Source organism: Paenibacillus nitricinens (genome assembly GCF_052056485.1).
Classification (GTDB): Bacteria; Bacillota; Bacilli; order Paenibacillales; family Paenibacillaceae; genus Paenibacillus_AQ; species Paenibacillus_AQ nitricinens.
This window is the reverse complement of sequence record NZ_CP183948.1, coordinates 5358456-5381941: the sequence shown is the minus strand read 5'-3', so window position 1 is coordinate 5381941 and position 23486 is coordinate 5358456. Positions and strand designations below refer to the sequence as shown.

Annotated in this window: 15 protein-coding genes, 9 tRNA genes and 3 rRNA genes; 24 read left to right on the top strand and 3 right to left on the bottom strand. The window is 45.9% G+C overall.

Annotated features, from left to right (window positions below; all coding sequences use genetic code 11):
* The first annotated feature begins 60 nt into the window (after positions 1 to 60).
* The 23 genes from ACN6KS_RS24070 to ACN6KS_RS23960 all read left to right on the top strand — a co-directional run bounded on the left by ACN6KS_RS24070 (position 61) and on the right by ACN6KS_RS23960 (position 18534).
* Positions 61 to 1380 (top strand): SPFH domain-containing protein, encoded by a 1320-nt coding sequence (locus ACN6KS_RS24070; RefSeq protein ID WP_094873207.1) that lies wholly within the window; start codon positions 61 to 63, stop codon positions 1378 to 1380.
* Positions 1381 to 1391: 11 nt separating this feature from the next.
* Positions 1392 to 2138: a hypothetical protein gene (locus ACN6KS_RS24065; protein ID WP_094873206.1), complete on the top strand. Its 747-nt coding sequence runs from the start codon at positions 1392 to 1394 to the stop codon at positions 2136 to 2138.
* A gap of 14 nt (positions 2139 to 2152) precedes the next feature.
* The gene (locus ACN6KS_RS24060; protein ID WP_440960655.1) at positions 2153 to 2923 is read left to right on the top strand and encodes a hypothetical protein; all 771 of its coding nucleotides are present in this window, start codon (positions 2153 to 2155) and stop codon (positions 2921 to 2923) included.
* A 54-nt stretch (positions 2924 to 2977) separates the two neighbouring features.
* Complete coding sequence (locus tag ACN6KS_RS24055; RefSeq protein WP_440960654.1) at positions 2978 to 4345, top strand: hypothetical protein; 1368 nt, start codon at positions 2978 to 2980, stop codon at positions 4343 to 4345.
* Positions 4346 to 4502: 157 nt separating this feature from the next.
* Positions 4503 to 4940 (top strand): ACT domain-containing protein, encoded by a 438-nt coding sequence (locus ACN6KS_RS24050; RefSeq protein ID WP_060621882.1) that lies wholly within the window; start codon positions 4503 to 4505, stop codon positions 4938 to 4940.
* 36 nt (positions 4941 to 4976) lie between these two features.
* Complete coding sequence (locus ACN6KS_RS24045; protein ID WP_094873201.1) at positions 4977 to 6263, top strand: homoserine dehydrogenase; 1287 nt, start codon at positions 4977 to 4979, stop codon at positions 6261 to 6263.
* 59 nt (positions 6264 to 6322) lie between these two features.
* Complete coding sequence (thrB, locus tag ACN6KS_RS24040; RefSeq protein ID WP_341135543.1) at positions 6323 to 7303, top strand: homoserine kinase; 981 nt, start codon at positions 6323 to 6325, stop codon at positions 7301 to 7303.
* Positions 7300 to 8187, top strand: a complete 888-nt coding sequence (gene pheA / locus ACN6KS_RS24035) for a prephenate dehydratase (protein WP_094873197.1) — start codon at positions 7300 to 7302, stop codon at positions 8185 to 8187. The genes thrB and pheA overlap by 4 nt, the downstream gene beginning before the upstream one ends.
* 4 nt (positions 8188 to 8191) lie before the next feature.
* The gene (gene ilvE, locus ACN6KS_RS24030) at positions 8192 to 9073 is read left to right on the top strand and encodes a branched-chain-amino-acid transaminase (protein ID WP_094873196.1); all 882 of its coding nucleotides are present in this window, start codon (positions 8192 to 8194) and stop codon (positions 9071 to 9073) included.
* Between the two features lie 324 nt (positions 9074 to 9397).
* Positions 9398 to 11329 (top strand): LysM peptidoglycan-binding domain-containing protein, encoded by a 1932-nt coding sequence (locus tag ACN6KS_RS24025; RefSeq protein WP_440960653.1) that lies wholly within the window; start codon positions 9398 to 9400, stop codon positions 11327 to 11329.
* A 439-nt stretch (positions 11330 to 11768) separates the two neighbouring features.
* Positions 11769 to 13326 (top strand): 16S ribosomal RNA (locus ACN6KS_RS24020).
* 262 nt (positions 13327 to 13588) lie between these two features.
* A 23S ribosomal RNA gene (locus ACN6KS_RS24015) occupies positions 13589 to 16517 on the top strand.
* 146 nt (positions 16518 to 16663) lie between these two features.
* Positions 16664 to 16780, top strand: a 5S ribosomal RNA gene (rrf, locus tag ACN6KS_RS24010).
* The 16S, 23S and 5S rRNA genes sit together here, the layout of an rRNA operon.
* A gap of 133 nt (positions 16781 to 16913) precedes the next feature.
* Positions 16914 to 17441 (top strand): AAA family ATPase, encoded by a 528-nt coding sequence (locus ACN6KS_RS24005; protein ID WP_440960652.1) that lies wholly within the window; start codon positions 16914 to 16916, stop codon positions 17439 to 17441.
* A 93-nt stretch (positions 17442 to 17534) separates the two neighbouring features.
* Positions 17535 to 17609, top strand: a tRNA-Glu gene (locus ACN6KS_RS24000).
* An 87-nt stretch (positions 17610 to 17696) separates the two neighbouring features.
* Positions 17697 to 17772 (top strand) — tRNA-Val (locus ACN6KS_RS23995).
* Between the two features lie 44 nt (positions 17773 to 17816).
* A tRNA-Met gene (locus ACN6KS_RS23990) sits at positions 17817 to 17893 on the top strand.
* A 26-nt stretch (positions 17894 to 17919) separates the two neighbouring features.
* Positions 17920 to 17997 (top strand) — tRNA-Asp (locus ACN6KS_RS23985).
* Positions 17998 to 18012: 15 nt separating this feature from the next.
* Positions 18013 to 18085, top strand: a tRNA-Lys gene (locus tag ACN6KS_RS23980).
* A 36-nt stretch (positions 18086 to 18121) separates the two neighbouring features.
* Positions 18122 to 18196: transfer RNA gene (locus tag ACN6KS_RS23975), tRNA-Gly, on the top strand.
* A 10-nt stretch (positions 18197 to 18206) separates the two neighbouring features.
* Positions 18207 to 18283, top strand: a tRNA-Arg gene (locus ACN6KS_RS23970).
* Between the two features lie 19 nt (positions 18284 to 18302).
* A tRNA-Leu gene (locus ACN6KS_RS23965) sits at positions 18303 to 18381 on the top strand.
* A gap of 80 nt (positions 18382 to 18461) precedes the next feature.
* Positions 18462 to 18534: transfer RNA gene (locus tag ACN6KS_RS23960), tRNA-Lys, on the top strand.
* Between the two features lie 118 nt (positions 18535 to 18652).
* Here ACN6KS_RS23960 and ACN6KS_RS23955 read toward each other — a convergent pair.
* From ACN6KS_RS23955 to ACN6KS_RS23945, 3 genes are all read right to left on the bottom strand, one after another.
* Complete coding sequence (locus tag ACN6KS_RS23955) at positions 18653 to 19573, bottom strand: aldo/keto reductase (protein WP_440960651.1); 921 nt, start codon at positions 19571 to 19573, stop codon at positions 18653 to 18655.
* 218 nt (positions 19574 to 19791) lie between these two features.
* Positions 19792 to 20982 carry an enoyl-ACP reductase FabV gene (gene fabV / locus ACN6KS_RS23950; protein WP_280788879.1) on the bottom strand — a complete coding sequence of 397 codons (1191 nt, stop codon included), beginning with the start codon at positions 20980 to 20982 and terminating at the stop codon, positions 19792 to 19794.
* 396 nt (positions 20983 to 21378) lie between these two features.
* Positions 21379 to 22314: an aldo/keto reductase gene (locus ACN6KS_RS23945; protein ID WP_440960650.1), complete on the bottom strand. Its 936-nt coding sequence runs from the start codon at positions 22312 to 22314 to the stop codon at positions 21379 to 21381.
* Positions 22315 to 22503: 189 nt separating this feature from the next.
* Here ACN6KS_RS23945 and ACN6KS_RS23940 point away from each other — a divergent pair, with 189 nt between their 5' ends.
* Positions 22504 to 23478 (top strand): ornithine cyclodeaminase family protein, encoded by a 975-nt coding sequence (locus ACN6KS_RS23940; RefSeq protein ID WP_440960649.1) that lies wholly within the window; start codon positions 22504 to 22506, stop codon positions 23476 to 23478.
* Positions 23479 to 23486: the final 8 nt, after the last annotated feature.

Below are 23486 nucleotides of genomic sequence, written 5' to 3'. Positions count from 1 at the left end.
TCCCATCCGGGAACGCATACGTTATTCATATATCATAGATGATGAAAGAGGGAATAGCAGATGGCAATTATAGAAGTGGTGAAGTACGACGGTCCTCCGGGGATTTTCGCATGGAAATATCCTAACCAAGAGCTAGGGACGTGGACTCAGCTAATCGTTAATGAATCTCAGGAAGCGATCCTATTCAAGGGCGGACAAGTGCTTGATTCCTTTACGGCAGGGCGGCACACCCTGAGCACCGCCAATATTCCTATTTTATCTAATATCGTCAACCTTCCTTTCGGTGGGAAGTCGCCGTTCACAGCAGAAGTATGGTATGTGAACAAGACCAATTCGATGAATGTTAAATGGGGAACCAGCGCACCTTTACAACTCCAGGATCCTAAATACAAAATAATGATTTCTGTTCGTTCCTTCGGACAGTTTGGTGTAAAGGTTGATAATCCGCGCAAATTTTTGTTGCAGCTTGTTGGAACGCTTCCTCAGTTTGATCACGATACGCTCGTGAATTATTTCCGCGGCTTGCTTATGTCGAATATAAATGAACTGATCTCATCCTACCTTGTACATAAGCAAATCAGTATATTGGAGATTAATGCCTATGTTGCAGAGATCTCAAAGCATATCCAGGGGCGGCTAGCATCAACTTTTCTGGATAATGGACTTGAGCTGAATAATTTCTATATTGATTCCATTAATATTCCTGATGATGATCCGGCAACGATTCGACTAAAGGAAGCTTTAGCTAAAAAAGCAGAAATGGATATTATCGGCTTCAACTATCAGCAGGAGCGTGGCTTTAACACGATGGAAAAAGCAGCAGGTAATCCTGGTAATCTTGGAGTAGGCATGATGAACACCGGGATGGGGCTTGGACTTGGTATGGGGTTCGCTGGACCGGCTATGGATATGGTGAATCGTATGACCCGAGGGATGAGTTTTGATTCAGGGACTACAGTTGTGCGCCAAGAGCGCTCCTGTTCGAAGTGTGGGGTTATGAATTCTGTTGAAGGAAGGTTCTGCAGTGGCTGTGGGCATGCTCTGGAGAGCATTCAGCAAAGCGCATCGTCCGGAAACAAGATCAATTGTTTGGAATGTGGACATGAATTGAAAGCAGGAGCCAAGTTCTGTCCTGGTTGTGGCAATCCTTATCGTGCTTGTCCAACCTGCGGAGCAGATAATCCTGAGGGTACATCTTCCTGTGTGTCTTGTGGAAAAGAAATGCCTAAAGCCTGTGGTAAATGTGGAGAAATGGTATCACCAGGGGTGAAATTCTGCCCTCACTGTGGAGATAGCTTGGTTATTAAATGCGGAGGTTGTGGGCATGAGCTGAATCCTGGACAAAAATTTTGTGCAGAGTGTGGAACAAAAGCAGGCTGAAGGAGGACGTTATGAACAAGGGCAAAAGCTATATTCGTATCATCACCATTATTTATGTGGCTGCTATAATACTAACGGTATTCTCCTTTATAGGGTTAGGCTTCTCTGAATCACTGTTTCGATTCGTGACTTCGCTAGTTGCTGTTCTGCTGGCGGAGAGTGTGGTGTATGGCTATTGTATTTTTTGGCTCCGTACTGCAGGTAGTGTGCAGCGGACCTCACCCGTTCTTCTCAGCGGTGCATTCATCACGGGGATTTATGCGGCTGGAGTATTCGCATCGGCTATTGTCTTCGATTGGCTACTGGAGCTGTCTCCTCTGTGGTATGCTGCCGTTCAACTGCTGATTCTTTTAATGGGTGGAATCACGCTGGCTGTGATCGGGATTTATGGATGGAATGCCGGAAGTGAAGAACAGCAAAGGCAGAGGTCTATGCAAGCTTTTCGGCAGCATCAGAGTGAAATAAACGAGATCAGTGCGCTGGCAAGCAGCTGGAAGAATCCCGAAACTGAACAGCTTATAAAAGTGCTCAATAATTTACGAGATCAATTCAAGTTCAGTGATCCTATATCAGATCCATCTTTGTATGCTACTGAGGACATCATGAATCAGCAGATCGCCCTGTTGCATGATCATGTGAAGCTTCTGCTTATGACAAATGAGCCACATGAGAACTGGCAAGCTGAAATCAACGAAATGGCCGACAGTATTAAGGCTACACTTGAACGGCGAAATCGGGAATTAGCAGCCCTTAAATAGGAGGAAATAACTACATGAACAGATTGAACATACAAGAGCCGTCACCGAGCCCAGCGGGGAGTACAGCGGTTCCTCTAATTAAATTAGATCGGACTGGGTTTGATTATCTCATTCTTGCGGCAGCTTATCTATTCACACCCATTGGACTCGTTCTTGCATTGTTACGTTTGATGCTAACTCATTATAAAAATCATCGGAGACCAACTAATCTAAATCTGATCATGCATGTATTTATCGGAGGATTTGTTGAGCTCTCTATTGCAATGTTTGTGGATACCATGAGTGGAAACACTGGAACTTCCGAATTGTTAACGATCCAGATTTTCCTTGCAGTCATATTTTTGATTCCGGCACTTATTCTTGCGAATGTGACAGCAAAAGCTAAACATACGCTTTCTAAGCTTAACACTTCTTATATAGAGCTGATTCTGATTAAAAATATCCGATATGTCGGCAGTATATCTGAACGGATAGGTCAAAGCGAAAGCGATGTACGGAGAGATGTCCAGTATCTCAAGAATAAAGGATTACTGGATATTGATATTGTACTTTCCGAGGGGCGCCAGACGCCAGATCCATCCATGGCAGCACCTAATCTTGTACATTCTGGAAGGACATCAGGCTTAGGAGCCCAAGCTTCGGGTCAGCAGATTCATTCTCAGCCGCAGTCCTCACCGCTGCTGCCTAAGTCCATCCGTTGTCCGGGCTGCGGAGCACAGAACACGGTTCAGCCTAGTCAGTCAAAGAGCTGTGATTATTGTGGAACAATGATATCGTACAGTTAATGCCAAGGTTCTCCCTGAGCATTGTAGATATAACTTAACTAGGGGAGATAGAAGATGAGTAAATTGGATATACGAAGGCAGCCACCAACAACAGGCAAACCGATATATAAGCACGAATATGAGCGGACGGCGTTTGATTATACGATTATTGTGTTTGCGTATGTATTTGCTCCAGTGGGGTTTATACTGGCTGTCATTCGATTATTATCTACACATTCCAAGAGACAGCGCAAAGCAAGCAATATTAACCTGTTTTATCATGCATGTATGGGTGCCTTTTTAGAATTGGCGATCTATTTCATTATTAGCAAGCTGCTCGGTCAAATCGATTATTTCGCACTCTTGATCAGGCTGGTAATCATCTACAGCATTTTTAGGATACCCGCAATCAAATTCAGGGTGAGGGCCGTAGGATGGAGAGAGGGATTCACTTATCTTTGCAATGATTATATCGCATTGGTTCTTGTAGACGGCATCAGGCATATCGGTAGCCTGTCCGATATTCGCGGATTCAGTGAAGAGAACGTCCGAGACGTTTTGGAGTATTTAAAAGATCAGGGGATACTTTCTCCAGATATTGTTTATTATGAAGGACGTGTAGACAATCCATTTGTAAAATTGCCGCCGAAGCTCATTTATTCCAAACGGACACAGGCACTGGTGCGTGCGCCTGAGAATAACCTTCGCTACCGTAACAAGCGAGACCGGACAGTTTTTGATCGAATCATCATAGCGGTTGCCTATTTATTTGCTCCGCTTGGGTTTGTACTTGCGATCCTTAGTTTTGTAAGCACTCATTATAAGAATGAGCGAAAATCATTTAACTACAAATTGCTCTATCATGTATGTATGGGATCTTTTATGGAACTATCCGTCCTCTTCGCCGTGGGGACCTATAAAGGGGATTTTAAGTGGTCCACTTTATTGATCATTCTGGTGGTCCTCTACGTGATCTTCATAATTCCGGCCGACAGCTTCGCAAGTCGGGCTACCTTGGCAACCGAGAACTTTGATTTTCTGTGTAAGAAGTATCTCATGCTGATCATAGTGGATGATGTTAGACATATTGGAAATTTAGCTGATATCGTCAAACAAAGTGAAGATGATGTACGTAGAGACCTACGGTATTTGGTGAGATGGGGGTTACTTGCTTCTGATATTGTCTATTATGAAGGACGCGTTAAGCTCTTCGATAAACAACCGCCCAATCTTGTTCATCCTGAACGGGTACAGCCCTACGGGGCATCACAGAACCAGCAGCCATCATCACCTGGGCGGCAGTCATTGCCGGAGATCTGGTCTAAGCCACCTGTCCAACTGCCGAAGTCTATCGTTTGTCCGAGCTGCGGTGCTAAGAGCAGGGTGCTGCCGGGTCAGGACAAGATCTGTGATTATTGCGGGACGACGATTCCATACAGTTAGCGTACATACGATTGCCTGATGCCCCGGGAATCCGGGGCTTTTGCTGCACCGAACCCCCTGGCCTCAGAGTATACATATAAAGTTATTGCATTTTATAAGTCTTTTCCGATATAATGTCCACTAAGAAAACACAAAAGTCTTTGAGGTGAGGACGTTCGTGAAAGAACGCTATTATTTGGTCCGGGAGGACATATTACCTGATGCCGTACTTAAGACTATGCAGGTGAAGCAATTACTTGAAGCTGGGGATGCGAAGACCGTACATGAAGGTGTAGAACAGGTAGGATTAAGCCGAAGTGCTTTTTATAAATACAAGGATGGCATTCACCTGATCCATCAGTTAGAACGTGAGCGAATTGTTACGATCTCTATGGATTTAGAACATGAATCCGGGATGCTCTCCAAGGTTCTGGGATCTGTGGCGGGGCATGGGGCTAACGTGCTGACGATTCATCAGAGTATTCCGCTACAAGGACGAGCGAATGTGGTGATCTCCGTGGAAATCTCACATTTGAATGAGGAGCTCGGAGAGATGCTGGATAGTCTGAAGGATATTCCGGGAGTGAAGCGCGCCCTAATCGTTGGACAGGGATAGAGAAGTTATATACGTAAAACTTTTAGGAGGATACAGATGAAGCCGGTTAAAGTAGGATTGCTGGGTCTGGGAACAGTTGGTACAGGTGTAGTTCGTATCGTGGAAGGAAATCAGGAGGATTTAAGCAGTCAAGTTGGCTCTCCAATACTCATTGAGCGTATAGCGGTGAATAATTCCAATAAGCCACGTGATATTGAAGTTGATCCTGCCAAAATAACAACGGATCCATGGGAGGTTATTCGTGACCCTGAGATTGATGTAATCGTTGAAGTGATGGGCGGTATCGATGGAACAAAGGAATATATTCTTGAAGCTTTGGACCACGGTAAGCATATCGTCACTGCGAACAAAGATTTGATGGCGCTGCATGGTTCAGAGATTCTGGCTAAGGCGCAAGAAAAGCAATGTGATGTCTTTTATGAGGCTAGTGTTGCGGGTGGTATTCCGATTATTCGGACGCTTATCGAAGGCTTTTCTTCCGATAAGATCATGAAGATTATAGGGATTGTGAATGGAACAACTAATTACATACTAACCAAAATGAGTCAAGAAGGCGCATCCTATAGTGATGTGTTAAAAGAAGCGCAGGATCTGGGTTATGCAGAGTCTGATCCAACTTCCGATGTTGAAGGGCTGGATGCTGCCCGCAAAATGGCGATTCTCGGAACCTTAGGTTTCCGCACTAACGTAGAGCTTCATGATGTCAGTGTGAGCGGGATTTCAGAAGTGAGTAAAGCCGATATCGCTTTTGCAAAGCGTCTCGGTTACGAAATTAAGCTGGTAGGCATTGCTGAACGTCAGGATGAAGCATTCAGTATCAGTGTTCAGCCAACCTTGATTCGGGCAAGTCATCCATTGGCTTCCGTTAATGGTGTGTTCAACGCAGTGTATGTTTATGGTGAAGCTGTCGGAGAGACTATGTTCTATGGTGCGGGAGCGGGCGCTATGCCAACTGCAACCTCGGTCGTCGCTGATTTGGTAGCTGTTATCAAGAACCTTAAGCTGGGTGTCAATGGATTGAAGCAGATCGTACCTTATAAGCAGAAAAAGCTTAAGAGTGATGAGGATATTTTTTATAAGAACTTCCTTCTTTTGCACGTTGACGATAAAGCAGGCGTATTGGCCAAGATTACTCAAGTGTTTGCCGAGTACGATGTGAGTCTGGATTCGGTAGTTCAGCAAGCCAATCCAAATAATCCTGACGCGGAAATTATTATTGTTACTCATAATGCGAGTAAAGCGAGTATGAACAAAGTGCTGCGTCACTTTAAGGAACTGAAAGTCATCCACCGGATCAAGAGCCATTATCGTGTAGAAGGCTAGAACTGTAGCTAGGGTATACTTTTTATATTTAAACAATGAATAAGGAGATTGCACCTGTTATGAGTACTTATGGAGTAGCAAGGGTTAAAGTACCTGCTAGTACAGCTAATCTTGGTCCGGGCTTCGATACTCTCGGCATGGCTTTGCCGCTGTATGCCTGGATTGAGATGGAGGAAGCCAAGGAGACTGTTTTTCATCTTTATGGTGATGAGATGAAGGGAGTGGCTCAGGATAAGAGTAATTTACTCTATAAGGTCGCTCAAATGGTATTTGCAGAGGCAGGCGTTACGGTGCCTGAAATATCTATATCGATGTACTCTGAGATTCCGCTTACACGTGGGCTCGGCAGCAGTGCTTCAGCCATCATCGGGGGTATGGTCGCTGCTAATACGATGATCGGTTCTCCACTGGATGATGCCAAACTGTTTGATATGGCTACCCAGCTTGAGAAGCATCCCGACAATGTAGGGGCTTCCTTGTTTGGTGGCATCATTACCGCAGTGTGGGACGGTGATCATGCGGATTACGTTCGCCTAGAACCTCCACAAGATCTAGAGGTTCTAGTGGTTATTCCTGAATTCGAGCTGGAGACCACAAAAGCACGGGGAGTGCTTCCAACAGAAATCTCAGTTAGTGATGCTGTGTACAACATCAGCAGAACCTCTTTAATGACAGCCTCCTTTGCATCAGGTCGGCTTGACCTGATCAGCAGAGCGATGCAGGATCGTCTGCATCAGCCCTATCGAGCAGCACTTATTCCAGGCATGGAGAAGCTGCTCGCGGAAGCGCCTAACCACGGTGCTTTAGGAATCGCACTTAGCGGTGCCGGTCCTACCCTGCTGTGTTTAGTTGATCGCCATGAGACTCGTAAGCAAGAGCTTGAGGCTTTCCTGATAAATACGATGCAAGAACACGGCATCTCTGCTCAGACTTGCTGGCTTATGCCTTGTACTTCAGGTGTTACATCAAAGCTTCTTGAAAGAAACGAGATGCAAAACGATTCATTTTTGGATATGATAAAAGGAGAAGTACGGTTATGAAATCAATAGCGGTATTGCCGCAGGGCTCGGTATCTCACGAAGCGCTGCTGCATTTGTTTAAAGGTGAACCTGTGAATATTGTGCATCACAAGTTAATTTCCGATGTCTTTCTCTCAACGGCTGGTGGCGCCACTGACTACAGCGTTATCCCGATTGAGAACACGATTGAAGGCTCAGTTAGTCTACACATTGATTGGCTCATTAATGAGGTCGATCTGCCTATGCAGGCGGAATGGATCTTTCCTTCGATACAGAATCTCATTGGTCACCCGCTGGAATTCAGAGATGCTGACGGGAATAAGGATTTCACTAGAATGAAAAAAATCCTTTCGCATCCGGTTGCCATGGCACAATGCATGCAATTTGTTCGGAAGCATGCACCTTGGGCTGAACTGGAGTCGGTCGGAAGTACCTCGGAAGCTGTCGAAATCGTTAAGAACAATCCTGGCAAGGGCTGGGCTGCAATAGGTACGGCTCTTGGCGCTGCTACTCATGGGCTAGAGATTGTAGATCGGAAAGTTACAGATCACAATAACAACTACACACGATTTGTTCTTGTTGGCCCGCAGAAGGCAGATCTTCCACGGAGCAGCAATGGGGTAAAGACGAGTGTCCTTGTAACGTTGCCGGAGGATTTTCCAGGTGCTTTACATCAGGTCCTCGCTGCCTTTTCTTGGCGGAAGCTGAATTTATCGCGTATTGAATCACGACCAACGAAAAAGAAGTTGGGTACTTATTATTTTTATATTGATGTGCTGGAACCGATAGAATCAGTCCTGCTGCCAGGAGCGATTGAAGAGATTAGCGCTTTAGGCTGTCAGGTTCGGATTCTGGGCTCGTATCCCACATACACCTATGAGGAAGAGAAAGCGGAGGTGCAGTAAATTCATGGCTGAACAATGGATCTATCTGGATGGACAACACGTAACTAAGGAAAATGCAAAGGTATCCGTTTTTGATCACGGTTTTTTGTATGGAGACGGCATATTCGAAGGTATTCGTATCTACAACGGTAATATTTTTAAATGTAAAGAGCATTTGGACAGACTATATGATTCGGCGAAGTCGATCATGCTGGACATTCCGCTCACTTATGACGAGATGCTGGAAGCTATGGCTGAAACGATTCGCCTTAACGACATGCGTAACGGCTATATTCGACTGATCGTATCCCGTGGTCCTGGTAACTTGGGTCTTGACCCACGTCGTTGTCCTAAAGCCAGCGTAATCATTATCGTTGAACAACTGGCTATTTACCCAGAAGAAGCGTACATCAACGGGCTTCGTGCTGTTTCTGTATCCCAACGTCGTAATATTCCGGATGCACTGAATCCGAAGATTAAATCGCTTAACTATCTCAATAATATTCTAGTGAAAATTCAATCCAATCTGGCAGAAGCCGATGAAGCGATTATGATGAATGCCCAAGGATATGTTACTGAGGGATCTGGTGATAATATTTTCATTATCAAAAATGGTGTGGTCTTCACTCCTCCTTGCTATTTGGGAGCGCTTGAAGGAATCACACGTCTGGCGATCATCGAGTTATGTGAGAAATTGGGTATTAAGCTAAAAGAAGAACCGTTCACTATGCATGATGTTTACATAGCGGACGAGGTATTCTTCACAGGTACTGCTGCTGAAGTTATTGCTGCGCGTGAAATTGACGGCCGAATCATTGGTGAAGGACAAGCGGGTCCAATCACTTTGAAATTACTTGAAGAGTTCCGCAACGTTGTTGACAAAGATGGCTACAAGGTTTGGGAATAACAGTTAATCGTACAATGTGCTCTTTACGTGCTAGTCGTGTAATGAGTATTGAATAGGCATTAGATATCCTTTCATGCATATGAAGAAGATGGCCGGAGGTCTCTGGTAAATCTTTTCATGTCTCATGAAAGGATTTTTTTTATTTCAGGGATGTCATTCGCCCATGGGCTGCATAAGATGTAGTAACGAAGGAGGCGGCTGTACCGCATATAACTTTGTAAGAGAGCAATGTTCCATCCAAAGGGTGTTTGCTTTCAAAGCCAGTTTTGCTGTGTAGCTGTAAGAAAGCAATACTCCACAAAACTTTTAGGAGGTTAATGCTACGTGAAAATACACATTGTCAAACAAGGCGATAGTCTGTATGCATTATCGCAAAAGTACGGAGTGCCGTTACAAAAAATTATTGAAGCTAATCCACAGATCAGTAATCCGAATGTGCTGGCACTTGGTGAAAAAGTAAAAATACCTACGGCTCCTGTATCCGTACCGGATAACAGTGAAGTTTACTACAAGCATACAGTCAAACAAGGAGATACCTTATGGAAATTATCTAAGGCTTGGGGAATCCCCTTAAAGGATATGGTTGAAGCAAACCCCCAGCTAAAGAATCCGAATGTATTGATGTTAGGGGAAGTAGTCAACATTCCTAAAAAAACATCAAACGCTTCACCCGTACAGCCAGGCTACATGCCTTCTAATGCTTCTGAGAAAACACAAGTTGGCGGGAAGGAATATACGGGTCCAAAAGAACAGCCAGTTGCTGAAGTAGTTCCTGCACCAAAACCGGAAACTAAACCAGAGGTCAAACCAGAAACTAAACCGGAAGCAAAAGCAGAAAATAAGCCTGAGGCAAAAGCAGAAAATAAACCCGAAGCTAAAGCGGAAACTAAACCTGCACCTAAATCATCGCCCAATGTCTCACCTTTGTATAATTCTGCACCACACCCATCAATGAACATCGCCCCTATTAATACTCAAAATGCTGCACCAAATCCTGCGCCGAATATGCAGATGGAAGTTGCTCCTGTGCAAGAAATTGAAATGCAGAGCTTATTCGTTCAGATTACAGTTCCAAATCAAGAGCCTGTAGCTCATCATGAGGCAGCAAAAGCTGAGATGAAGCCATTGGCTTACCAAGAGGAAAAGGCAGATTCTTGTGACAATATGGGATATCCAGGCCTAGGAGGAAATCCTTATCTCTATGATTCCTATCAAAATAGCCCTAATATGAATATGAATTGGGCACCAAGTTATGTTCAACCGGCGTCATATGGACCTGAGTGCATGTCTCCATACAACTATTCAGAAAATATGTATTCACCTAACATGAGTCCAGAACAATGGAATCCGAACGCTGCACCTAATATGATGAGCCCAGAACAATGGAATCCGAACGCTGCACCTAATATGATGAGTCCAGAACAATGGAATCCGAACGCTGCGCCTAATATGATGAGTCCAGAACAATGGAATCCGAACGCTGCACCTAATATGATGAGTCCAGAACAATGGAATCCGAACGCTGCGCCTAATATGATGAGTCCAGAACAATGGAATCCGAACGCTGCACCTAATATGATGAGTCCAGAACAATGGAATCCGAACGCTGCATCTAATATGATGAGTCCAGAACAATGGAATCCGAACGCTGCGCCTAATATGATGAGTCCAGAACAATGGAATCCGAACGCTGCACCTAACCATATGGAGGCTAATGTTTCAGGAATGAACCCGATGTATGGGATGTCATCGAACCTTCCTTGGCCAACTACTTGTGGGTGTGGAGGGATGCATGTTCAACCCTATTCATATGAAATGCCCGTATATAATACCTATCCTGCATATGGAAACCCAAATGGATTCTCTGCTTATGGAGCAGGAACACCTAATCAGGGAATAGTTCCAGCATCTCCACTTGGAGCTTTTGGCGGGCCGATAATGTCGAGTATTCCGTCTAATCCACAGTATCCAGGTATTGGTAATTATTCGCAGCATAATCGGGTTCCGGAAATCCAAGATCCTGAAACGTTTGTACAGGACGTTCCCGAAGTTGCTAGAACAGTGAGTGAGGAATCCACTTCTGGCGCTTCTCTCAAGAGCAAGGGAATTGCAACGAAGGAAACGGCATCAAAAGCAAAGACCTCGAGTCAAAACAGCAGTAAGAAAAACAAAACAGTTGTGAAGTCTCAACGTTCCAATGCTGGTGGTCGTACAGAGAGCTCAAAGAAACGCAGAAATCCGTGGATTTCTAATTAATACAGTCTAAACTAACATCCAATTTCTATTTAACGTGTAGGTTCTGATTATTAGAATCTACACGTTTTTTATGATAAGGTGTGAACGAGATGTAGGAGTGAAGAAGAAGTACTTATTTTTTTGAATTTAGGGGTTGTTTTTAGAGTGGGTTATATGTTACATTATAAATCCAGTCGTAAAGAGGAGATATAAACTTTCGGTTGGTGAATGTTAATCCGAATGAAATTACAAAAGACTTTGAAAAAAAAGTGTTGCAATTCATCGGAAAACATGATATATTATAAAAGTTGCTGCTGAGACATTAAACGGCGTCAACGAGAACTTGATCTTTGAAAACTGAACAACGAGTGAGTAGGAAATCACGAAAGTGAAATCCAAAATTAGAGAATTAATTTTCTCGTCAGATGTTTCAAAATGAGCATATCGCTCTTTTCAATACTAATTGGAGAGTTTGATCCTGGCTCAGGACGAACGCTGGCGGCGTGCCTAATACATGCAAGTCGAGCGGAGTCATTTTGAAAGCTTGCTTTCAAAATGACTTAGCGGCGGACGGGTGAGTAACACGTAGGCAACCTGCCCTTTAGACTGGGATAACTACCGGAAACGGTAGCTAATACCGGATAATTTCTTTTTTCTCCTGAAGAAAGAATGAAAGACGGAGCAATCTGTCACTGAGGGATGGGCCTGCGGCGCATTAGCTAGTTGGTGGGGTAACGGCCCACCAAGGCGACGATGCGTAGCCGACCTGAGAGGGTGAACGGCCACACTGGGACTGAGACACGGCCCAGACTCCTACGGGAGGCAGCAGTAGGGAATCTTCCGCAATGGACGAAAGTCTGACGGAGCAACGCCGCGTGAGTGATGAAGGTTTTCGGATCGTAAAGCTCTGTTGCCAGGGAAGAACGTCCGGTAGAGTAACTGCTACCGGAGTGACGGTACCTGAGAAGAAAGCCCCGGCTAACTACGTGCCAGCAGCCGCGGTAATACGTAGGGGGCAAGCGTTGTCCGGAATTATTGGGCGTAAAGCGCGCGCAGGCGGTCATTTAAGTCTGGTGTTTAAACCTTGGGCTCAACCTGAGGTCGCACTGGAAACTGGGTGACTTGAGTACAGAAGAGGAAAGTGGAATTCCACGTGTAGCGGTGAAATGCGTAGATATGTGGAGGAACACCAGTGGCGAAGGCGACTTTCTGGGCTGTAACTGACGCTGAGGCGCGAAAGCGTGGGGAGCAAACAGGATTAGATACCCTGGTAGTCCACGCCGTAAACGATGAGTGCTAGGTGTTAGGGGTTTCGATACCCTTGGTGCCGAAGTTAACACAGTAAGCACTCCGCCTGGGGAGTACGGTCGCAAGACTGAAACTCAAAGGAATTGACGGGGACCCGCACAAGCAGTGGAGTATGTGGTTTAATTCGAAGCAACGCGAAGAACCTTACCAGGTCTTGACATCCCTCTGAATCCACTAGAGATAGTGGCGGCCTTCGGGACAGAGGAGACAGGTGGTGCATGGTTGTCGTCAGCTCGTGTCGTGAGATGTTGGGTTAAGTCCCGCAACGAGCGCAACCCTTAACTTTAGTTGCCAGCAAGTAATGTTGGGCACTCTAGAGTGACTGCCGGTGACAAACCGGAGGAAGGTGGGGATGACGTCAAATCATCATGCCCCTTATGACCTGGGCTACACACGTACTACAATGGCCGGTACAACGGGAAGCGAAGCCGCGAGGTGAAGCCAATCCCATCAAAGCCGGTCTCAGTTCGGATTGCAGGCTGCAACTCGCCTGCATGAAGTCGGAATTGCTAGTAATCGCGGATCAGCATGCCGCGGTGAATACGTTCCCGGGTCTTGTACACACCGCCCGTCACACCACGAGAGTTTACAACACCCGAAGTCGGTGGGGTAACCCGCAAGGGAGCCAGCCGCCGAAGGTGGGGTAGATGATTGGGGTGAAGTCGTAACAAGGTAGCCGTATCGGAAGGTGCGGCTGGATCACCTCCTTTCTATGGAGAATCGTTTCCTGCAATGGAGACATTCAAATCGGAAGTTAAACTTCCAAATCTCAGGTTTAGGCCTGTTACTCACTCGTTGCTCAGTTTTGAGAGTTTAAGCTCTCAAGTAAGACTTGATCCTTGAAAACTGGATACCGAAACGAATTTGCGTTTTAGAACATCTTTTAGCAACTTGTGAAAACAAGTAAATGTTATTAGTGAGATGATTCCAAGAGAAATGTCATTGTATGATATTTTCCTGCGGAAAAATCAAGGTTAAGCTAATAAGAGCACACGGAGGATGCCTAGGCGCCAGGAGCCGACGAAGGACGTGGCGAACAACGAAACTGCCTCGGGGAGCTGTAAGCAAGCTTTGATCCGGGGGTGTCCGAATGGGGAAACCCAGCTGTGGTAATTCGCAGTTACTCATCTCTGAACACATAGGAGATGTAGAGGCAGACCAGGGGAACTGAAACATCTAAGTACCCTGAGGAAGAGAAAACAATAGTGATTCCGTCAGTAGCGGCGAGCGAACGCGGAACAGCCTAAACCTAAGAGCTTGCTCTTAGGGGTTGTGGGACGTCTCACATGGAGTTACAAAGGAATATGGTAGGTGAAGAGGTCTGGAAAGGCCCGCGATAGAGGTAAAAGCCCTGTAGCCTAAACTGTGTTCTCTCCGAGACGGATCCCGAGTAGTGCGGGGCACGTGAAACCCCGTATGAATCCAGCAGGACCATCTGCTAAGGCTAAATACTACCTGGCGACCGATAGTGAAACAGTACCGTGAGGGAAAGGTGAAAAGCACCCCGGAAGGGGAGTGAAATAGAACCTGAAACCGTGTGCTTACAAAAAGTCAGAGCCCTATTTATGGGTGATGGCGTGCCTTTTGTAGAATGAACCGGCGAGTTACGTTTAACATGCAAGGTTAAGTCGAGAAGACGGAGCCGCAGCGAAAGCAAGTCTGAATAGGGCGATTTAGTATGTGGACGTAGACCCGAAACCGTGTGATCTACCCCTGTCCAGGGTGAAGGTGCGGTAACACGCACTGGAGGCCCGAACCCACGCATGTTGAAAAATGCGGGGATGAGGTGGGGGTAGCGGAGAAATTCCAATCGAACTCGGAGATAGCTGGTTCTCCCCGAAATAGCTTTAGGGCTAGCCTCGGTATAAGAGTAGTGGAGGTAGAGCACTGATTGGGTGCGGGGTCCGCAAGGATTACCAAGCTCAGTCAAACTCCGAATGCCATATACTTATTGCCGGGAGTCAGACAGTGAGTGCTAAGATCCATTGTCAAAAGGGAAACAGCCCAGACCATCAGCTAAGGTCCCCAAGTGTGTGTTAAGTGGGAAAGGATGTGGAGTTGCACAGACAACCAGGATGTTGGCTTAGAAGCAGCCACCATTGAAAGAGTGCGTAATAGCTCACTGGTCGAGTGACTCTGCGCCGAAAATGTAACGGGGCTAAACACACCACCGAAGCTATGGCTAGATACATATGTATCTGGGGTAGGGGAGCGTTGTATGTGGGTTGAAGGTGTACCGTAAGGAGCGCTGGACAGCATACAAGTGAGAATGCCGGTATGAGTAACGAAAAGATCAGTGAGAATCTGATCCGCCGAAAGCCCAAGGTTTCCTGAGGAAGGCTCGTCCGCTCAGGGTAAGTCGGGACCTAAGGCGAGGCCGAAAGGCGTAGTCGAAGGACAACAGTTTGAAATTACTGTACCACCGTAATCCGCTATGAGCGATGGGGTGACGCAGGAGGGTAGTGACGCGGACTGATGGATATGTCCGTCTAAGCAGTGAGGCTGATGTGTAGGCAAATCCGCACATCGTTAAGGCTGGGCTGTGATGGGGAGCGAAAATTACAGTAGCGAAGGTCATGATCTCACACTGCCAAGAAAAGCCTCTAGCCAGGAGAAGGTGCCCGTACCGCAAACCGACACAGGTAGGCGAGAAGAGAATTCTAAGGCGCGCGGAAGAACTCTCGTTAAGGAACTCGGCAAAATGACCCCGTAACTTCGGGAGAAGGGGTGCCCCGGTAGTGTGAATAGCACGAGGGGGCCGCAGTGAAAAGGCCCAAGCGACTGTTTAGCAAAAACACAGGTCTGTGCGAAGCCGCAAGGCGAAGTATACGGGCTGACGCCTGCCCGGTGCTGGAAGGTTAAGGGGAGTGGTTAGGGGTAACCCGAAGCTATGAACCGAAGCCCCAGTAAACGGCGGCCGTAACTATAACGGTCCTAAGGTAGCGAAATTCCTTGTCAGGTAAATTCTGACCCGCACGAATGGCGTAACGACTTGGGCGCTGTCTCAACGAGAGATCCGGTGAAATTTTAATACCTGTGAAGATGCAGGTTACCCGCGACAAGACGGAAAGACCCCATGGAGCTTTACTGCAGCTTGATATTGAATTTGGGTACGATCTGTACAGGATAGGTGGGAGCCGTAGAAATCGGAGCGCAAGCTTCGGTGGAGGCGCCGTTGGGATACCACCCTGATCGTATCTAGGTTCTAACCTAGTACCGTAATCCGGTACGGGGACCGTGTCAGGCGGGCAGTTTGACTGGGGCGGTCGCCTCCTAAAGAGTAACGGAGGCGTTCCAAGGTTCCCTCAGAATGGTTGGAAATCATTCGAAGAGTGCAAAGGCATAAGGGAGCTTGACTGCGAGACCTACAAGTCGAGCAGGGACGAAAGTCGGACTTAGTGATCCGGTGGTACCGCATGGAAGGGCCATCGCTCAACGGATAAAAGCTACCCTGGGGATAACAGGCTTATCTCCCCCAAGAGTCCACATCGACGGGGAGGTTTGGCACCTCGATGTCGGCTCATCGCATCCTGGGGCTGAAGTAGGTCCCAAGGGTTGGGCTGTTCGCCCATTAAAGCGGTACGCGAGCTGGGTTCAGAACGTCGTGAGACAGTTCGGTCCCTATCTGTCGTGGGCGCAGGAAATTTGAGAGGAGCTGTCCTTAGTACGAGAGGACCGGGATGGACGTACCGCTGGTGCATCAGTTGTTCCGCCAGGAGCATGGCTGAGTAGCTACGTACGGACGGGATAAGCGCTGAAAGCATCTAAGCGTGAAGCCCCCCTCAAGATGAGATTTCCCAATTAGTAAGACCCCTTGAAGACGACGAGGTAGATAGGTTGGAGGTGGAAGTGCAGTAATGCATGGAGCTGACCAATACTAATCGGTCGAGGGCTTATCCTATACTTAAAACGCAAATTCGATTCGGATTCAGTTTTCAGGAATCAAGTTCTAAACCATATGGTCCTAGTGGCTGTATGATGATGAATTTGTTTTCAGCATTTGGCGATGCTGAGACCTGAATAATGCATTTGTACCGCAAATGCCCGTTTGGTGGCGATAGCGGAGGGGTTCCACGCGTACCCATCCCGAACACGACCGTTAAGCCCTCCAGCGCCGATGGTACTTGGACCGAAGGGTCCTGGGAGAGTAGGACGTTGCCAAGCACGCAAGACCACTGTTGAGTCATCGACAGTGGTCTTTTTGTTATGCCTTGTACAGAGTATTTGCTTGTAAGGGTTTTTATGATAATGTGCTTTAATAGAGTCACTAATAGATTATTCATGGGGGATAAAGATCATGATAATATGGATCAATGGAGCTTTTGGTGCGGGAAAGACAGAAACTGCATATGAATTACATCGCAGAATTCCTAATTCTTTTGTATACGATCCAGAGAATGTAGGGTATTACATAAGGGAAAACATTCCTGATGTGATGACAAAAAGTGACTTTCAAGACTATTATCTTTGGCGTGAAATTAACCATTCCATGTTAAAATACATAGCTAGCGAATATAGGGGAACGGTTATCGTGCCTATGACCATAGTCAACCCAGAATATTGGATGGACATTGCTGGTAATCTAATAAATGAAGGATTAGAGGTTCACCATTTTACTTTGTGTGCCTCACGAGAGACGCTGCTCAAGAGATTGGGTGGTAGAGGTGAAGGAAAAGACTCATGGACCGTTCAACAGATCGACAGATGCCTCACAGGGCTTAATAAGGATGTATTCAAAGATCAATTAGACACAAATAACCTGACTACTTTAGAAGTCGTTGAGTTGATAGCCAGTAAGCTTGATATCACTTTAACGCTATTATAGGAGAAAAGTGAAAATATATTAATTTAGGTATTGCTATACTTCGAAATACATGATATAATCTTTTTTGTTGTCAAAACATTTTGTTTTCAATAAGGCCCGTTGGTCAAGGGGTTAAGACACCTCCCTTTCACGGAGGTAACATGGGTTCGAATCCCATACGGGTCACCAATTCTTTAAAACCTAATTTTTCTTCAGAAATAAAAGGTTGCATTACAGTTTAGATTGTGTTATGATAATTGAGTTGCTTCTTTACATGGAGGCTTAGCTCAGCTGGGAGAGCATCTGCCTTACAAGCAGAGGGTCGGGGGTTCGATCCCCTCAGCCTCCACCATGAAGCTTTCTTATTGTAATGGATAGCTAAATATTTTTTAATGACGCGGGGTGGAGCAGCCCGGTAGCTCGTCGGGCTCATAACCCGAAGGCCGCAGGTTCAAATCCTGCCCCCGCAACCAATTTTCATCAAGCAATTATATCTTTTGGAACCGTGGTGTAGTTGGCCTAACATGCCTGCCTGTCACGCAGGAGATCGCGAGTTCGAATCTCGTCGGTTCCGCCATTTTTCTTGCTTCATGAGCCATTAGCTCAGTTGGTAGAGCACCTGACTTTTAATCAGGGTGTCGAAGGTTCGAGTCCTTCATGGCTCACTTCTTAAGTGAGTCGGACACTAATACATACTGTGTGCGGACGTGGCTCAGCGGTAGAGCATCGCCTTGCCAAGGCGAGGGTCGCGGGTTCGATTCCCGTCGTCCGCTCCATATAAATTTTGCGCCCTTAGCTCAGCTGGATAGAGCGTTTGACTACGAATCAAAAGGCCGGGAGTTCGAATCTCTCAGGGCGCGCCATATTTTAACTTCATACTTTGCCGGCGTGGCGGAATGGCAGACGCGCTCGACTCAAAATCGAGAGGGAAACCGTGGAGGTTCGAGTCCTCTCGCCGGTATCAATGAGCAAGCGAAGCTCTTATGCGTTAAGCTAAGAGCTTTTGCTTTTCAAGTTTAGTAAGGTAAATCATTATATTGTGGACTCTTAGCTCAGTTGGTAGAGCAGTAGACTCTTAATCTATTTGTCCAGGGTTCGAGCCCCTGAGAGTCCATCCTTTAAAGAAACGGCAGAGATGCCGTTTCTTTTTTTATAAGAGTTATACGGTTTCAATCATAGTCACAAAAAAAGCCACGAAGTGCGATATTAGCGTACTTCGTGGCTTTTAATATTTATGGAAGGATATTACCCGCAGCGCGGTAAATTTCATACCATTCTGGTCTGGTGAGTGTAATATCGGATGCTTTGGCAATATCCCGCAATCGCTGCGTATTGGTTGTACCTACAACAGGCTGCATATTTGCCGGATGTCTGAGAATCCAGGCAATGGCAATAGCAGTATTGGTAACCTCTTTTTCAGCTGCCAAACGGTTAATGACCTCGTTCAATTCAGGGAACTTGTCGTTGTCCAAGAATACACCTTCAAAAAAGCCATATTGGAAAGGCGACCATGGCTGAATGGTCATGTCGTGTAGACGGCTGTACTCCAAGATCCCGCCATCATGGACAACCGAACCGGAGTTGGTCATATTCACATTAAAACCGGTATCAATCATACCCGTGAACATAATGCTTAATTGGAGCTGGTTGAATAGCAACGGTTGCTTTACATTTTTCTTGAGCAGTTCGATTTGCAATGGGTTTTGGTTGCTGACACCAAAATGCTTGACCAAACCTTTGCTCTCCAGAATGTCAAAAGCCTCAGCCACTTCTTCCGGCTCGAACAGCGTGTCAGGACGGTGAAGCAGAAGCACATCGATATAATCGGTCTTTAAGCGCTTAAGACTGCCTTCGACGGATTGTAGGATATGCTCTTTGGAGAAATCAAAAAAACCGTCGCGGATTCCACATTTGGTTTGGATCATCATTTTATCACGCATACCAGGATTGTTCTCTAGTACACCTGCGAATACTTCTTCGGCCTTACCACCTGCGTAGATGTCGGCATGATCAAAGAAGTCTATTCCGAGCTCCAACGCACTATGTACATGTGTATCAGCCTCTTTTGCAGACAAGTCCGCAATCCGCATACAGCCAAGCGAAATTTGGGACACCTCAAGTGCACCATTCGCTACACTAATTTTTTTAACCATGAGGGATTCACTCCTTAGAATGTAAGTTAGAACTTGCAGTATTCTATCAAACCATATCACAAAGTGGGAGGCTAAGCCAATATGCCCTACGACGTATAGGTAGGCTGCAAGCAAAGTGCAAAAAAAGAGGCTGCCAACTCAGTAGAATTCACTACTTTTGCAGACAACCTCTTTTTTTATACATCCATAATTATTATATGGATGTGCTCAGAATCATTCTAGTACATATTCGGAATGTCGACATTAGGATCAATATCTGCTTCGTAGTCTACGCCATCTGTTCTAAAGCCAAACAGATTGAAGAAATCTTGGCGGTAGCCTTCAAGATCTGCTAGCTCACCTGCATTATCAGTTGTCAGCTCGTCCCAACGTTTCATAACCTCTGTCTGAACGTCCTCACGCATTTCCCAGTCGTCAATGCGGATCAAGCAGCTTCCGTCAGCAGTAGCCTTGCCTTCGCCGTATAGGTGCTCAGAGAACAAGCGATACATTTGTTCAATACAGTTCTCGTGCAGGCCTTTTTCCTTCATCACTTCGTAAAGGGCTGAGATATAAAGGGGCACTACAGGAATCGCTGAGCTGGACTGAGTTACGAGCGCCTTATTAACGGACACAAAGGCACGTCCGCCTTTTGATGAAAGAAGGTCATTCATTTGAATCGCAGTTTGTTCCAGATCGTGCTTGGCTTGGCCGATTGTTCCGTCCCGATAGATAGGATGAGTGATTTCAGGCCCGATGTAGGAGTAAGCAACGGTAGTAGCACCATCTGCAAGGACATCAGCTGCTTGAAGCTGATCGATCCACATTCTCCAGTCTTCGCCGCCCATTACAGCGATTGTCTGACGTACTTCTTCTTCATTAGCAGGCTCAATGGTGGTCATGGATACTTCGCCTGTATGGAAGTTTAAGGTTTTATTCGAATAAGCTGTTCCCACTGGTTTAATAACGGAGGAGAAGGTTTCCCCTGTTACCGGGTGGGTACGACGAGGTGAAGCGACACTATAAATAACTAAATCGATGGTGCCATATTCAGCTTTAATCAATGCAATGGTCTTCTCTTTAATAGCATCAGAGAAAGCATCGCCAACTATGCTGTGTGATTTAAGTCCAAGCTTTGCTGCTTGTTGTTCAAAGGCAGCGGAGTTGTACCAGCCTGCAGAAGCGGTGCGCTGACCTTCCGCTGCTTTATCGAAGAACACACCAATGGTATTGGCGCCAGCACCAAATGCAGCTGAAATTCTGGAAGCTAGTCCGTATCCGGTAGAGGCACCGATGACGAGTACATTCGCAGGTCCCTCAATTTTCTTTTGTGCTTTTACATATTCAATTTGTTGTTCTATTTGTTTGGCGCATCCCTCTGGATGGGCTGTTGTGCATATAAATCCGCGTGTTTTAGGTTGAATAATCATCAAGGAATTCCCCTTTGTATAAAAATTAAAGTCTACTGATACACAGAGAAAGTATAGCAAACAATATTTACTAATACAAAGAATTTAGGATATTCGGTAAGAATACGCTGCCCTGTATTTTTGTTTGTTGGCTAGCTGCGCTATCGAGTCTTGATCATTTATTAAGGCTTTCGGACTCCAGTAGCGCTAATCCGTAGAAAAGGGTCTATATGGGATGTTTTTTAGACCAATAGCGGCTATGGGGTCCGATAAGATGCCAAATGGGGAATAATGCTGCTTTTAAGGTCGGCTGAATCCGATAGCGATGGCGTTAGTGGGAGCTAAAAGGGGCTGCCCCAGTAGCCATTTCATGACTTCTAGGACAACCCCTTCGTATTACTTACATATAAGGCGCTATTACGCCTTAAAGATTGAATCAATCGCTTTGATCTCATCTGGTTTCAGCAGAACTTTTAGAGTCTGGAGATTCGATACGATCTGTTCCGGACGTTTAGCCCCGGGAATAAGTGCGTCGATGGAAGGTACGGTCAAATACCAGGCTAGCACCACATGTGCGACTTCAACACCTTTGGCATCGGCAATTTGGCGAACCTTGTCCACCTTCTCCAGGTTTTTGGCAAAGGTCGCTCCTTGAAACATTGGGTTGTTCTTTCTATTGTCGCTGAACGTATCGCCTTGCTTATACTTGCCGCCAAGAAGTCCTGACGCCAGTGGGAAGTAAGGAACGAAAGAAATGCCATGCTCCTGCGTGTAAGGGAGCAGGTCTTTTTCCGCATCACGATGCAGCAGGTTGTAATGGGATTGGAGTACATCTACATGGCCGTCCTTGTTGGCTTCTCTCAGCTGTTCAATGGAGAAGTTGGAGACACCAATCGCTCTGATTTTTCCTTCATCCTTCAGTTTCTTAAGCTCGCCGACAGCATCATCCTTAGGAGTGCTTTCATCAGGGAAATGAATATAGTAAAGATCGATATAATCGGTCTGGAGGCGTTTCAAGCTGTCTTCCACAGACTGCCTTAGAAAAGCTGGAGAGTTGTCGATCGTAACCTTATCGCCAGTAATCTTATGAGCGCCCTTAGTAGCAATGACCACATTGTCACGACCGCCTCTTTCTCTCAGCACTTCTCCAATCAGTTCCTCGGATCTACCTGGACCATAGATAAAGGCGGTATCAATGAAATTGATCCCATGGTCAAGAGCATTGCGAACAATGTCTTTACCAGTCTCATCATTTAAGCCGGGAAATAAATTATGCCCGCCAACAGCATTGGCACCCAGCCCAAGAGGGAGTACCTGCAAATTTGTTCTACCTAAAGTTATTTTACTAGACATAATCAATCGTCAGCTCCTTAAAATAGAATATGAACTATATTAAGTATAGCGAATAGCTAGTGGTTAAACAAATTCCTGAATTCCAGCTTTATACATGAATATTTAAAGCGTATAAGTTATGATATAAAGAATAATTTTGTGTTCCCATATTTGTTTTCTTGCCACAATGAAGTAATGGAGGTTTGTCTTATGCTAGTTATTAATCAAAATGAAGTGGCTGAGTTATTAGCAATGGAGTCTTGCATCACTGTGATGGAATCCGTTTTGAAGGATTTGTCCGCAGGACAAGCCATACAAAGCTTAAGACAAGTACTCCCGCTGCACCAAGGCAATCTGATTGGCTTAATGCCGGGCTTTTTGCAGAGCGAAGAAGTAGCAGGCGCCAAGATCATCAGTGTGTTTCCAAGTAATCATGGCTCAGGTTTACCTTCCCATCAAGGGCTTGTTACGTTATTCGATTCTTCTACCGGTGTTCTGAAAGCTGTAGTAGATGGACAGAAGATTACTGCAATTCGCACAGCGGCTGTTAGCGCAGTAGCCACTCGTTATCTGGCCAGAGAAGATGCAGAGGTGCTTGCCATTCTGGGCACGGGTGAACAAGCCAAAAGCCATCTGGAAGCGATGTTACTGGTTCGATCGATTCGTGAGGTCAGAGTTTGGAATAGAACACCTGCAAAGGCAAGAGATTTTCAAGCAGAAATGAGCCCTAAATATGGTGTGGATATAATAGTGGCGGAGTCTGCTCAAGAGGCAGTCAGCCCTGCAGATATCATTTGTACCGTAACAGCATCCACAGAGCCTGTGCTCAAAGGAGAATGGCTGAAGCACGGAGTACATATCAACGCTATTGGAGCGTGCAGATCTGCGGATCGCGAGCTGGATTCGGAGACCGTTCGGTTAGCTAAGTTATATGTTGACCGATTGGAATCCGCACATCATGAATCAGGGGATTATTTAATTCCGCTGAAGGAAGGCGTGATTAATTCAGGTCATATCATCGGTGAAATCGGTGAACTGATCAGCGGGCATATTGAGGGCAGAGCTACAGCTGATGAGATCACTCTTTTTAAAGGACTAGGACTTGCGATAGAAGATTTAGCAGCGGCTAACTTCATTTATAATGAAGCTGTTAAATTACAAAAAGGCATTGAAATTGCATTCTAAGGAGCGAC

Bases quoted from the DNA above. Each gene is read 5' to 3' on its own strand.
- ACN6KS_RS24070 (WP_094873207.1), top strand. From the start codon at position 61: ATGGCAATTATAGAAGTGGTGAAGTACGACGGTCCTCCGGGGATTTTC.
- ACN6KS_RS24065 (WP_094873206.1), top strand. From the start codon at position 1,392: ATGAACAAGGGCAAAAGCTATATTCGTATCATCACCATTATTTATGTG.
- ACN6KS_RS24060 (WP_440960655.1), top strand. From the start codon at position 2,153: ATGAACAGATTGAACATACAAGAGCCGTCACCGAGCCCAGCGGGGAGT.
- ACN6KS_RS24055 (WP_440960654.1), top strand. From the start codon at position 2,978: ATGAGTAAATTGGATATACGAAGGCAGCCACCAACAACAGGCAAACCG.
- ACN6KS_RS24045 (WP_094873201.1), top strand. From the start codon at position 4,977: ATGAAGCCGGTTAAAGTAGGATTGCTGGGTCTGGGAACAGTTGGTACA.
- thrB (WP_341135543.1), top strand. From the start codon at position 6,323: ATGAGTACTTATGGAGTAGCAAGGGTTAAAGTACCTGCTAGTACAGCT.
- pheA (WP_094873197.1), top strand. From the start codon at position 7,300: ATGAAATCAATAGCGGTATTGCCGCAGGGCTCGGTATCTCACGAAGCG.
- ilvE (WP_094873196.1), top strand. From the start codon at position 8,192: ATGGCTGAACAATGGATCTATCTGGATGGACAACACGTAACTAAGGAA.
- ACN6KS_RS24005 (WP_440960652.1), top strand. From the start codon at position 16,914: ATGATAATATGGATCAATGGAGCTTTTGGTGCGGGAAAGACAGAAACT.
- ACN6KS_RS23955 (WP_440960651.1), bottom strand. From the start codon at position 19,573: ATGGTTAAAAAAATTAGTGTAGCGAATGGTGCACTTGAGGTGTCCCAA.
- fabV (WP_280788879.1), bottom strand. From the start codon at position 20,982: ATGATTATTCAACCTAAAACACGCGGATTTATATGCACAACAGCCCAT.
- ACN6KS_RS23945 (WP_440960650.1), bottom strand. From the start codon at position 22,314: ATGTCTAGTAAAATAACTTTAGGTAGAACAAATTTGCAGGTACTCCCT.
- ACN6KS_RS23940 (WP_440960649.1), top strand. From the start codon at position 22,504: ATGCTAGTTATTAATCAAAATGAAGTGGCTGAGTTATTAGCAATGGAG.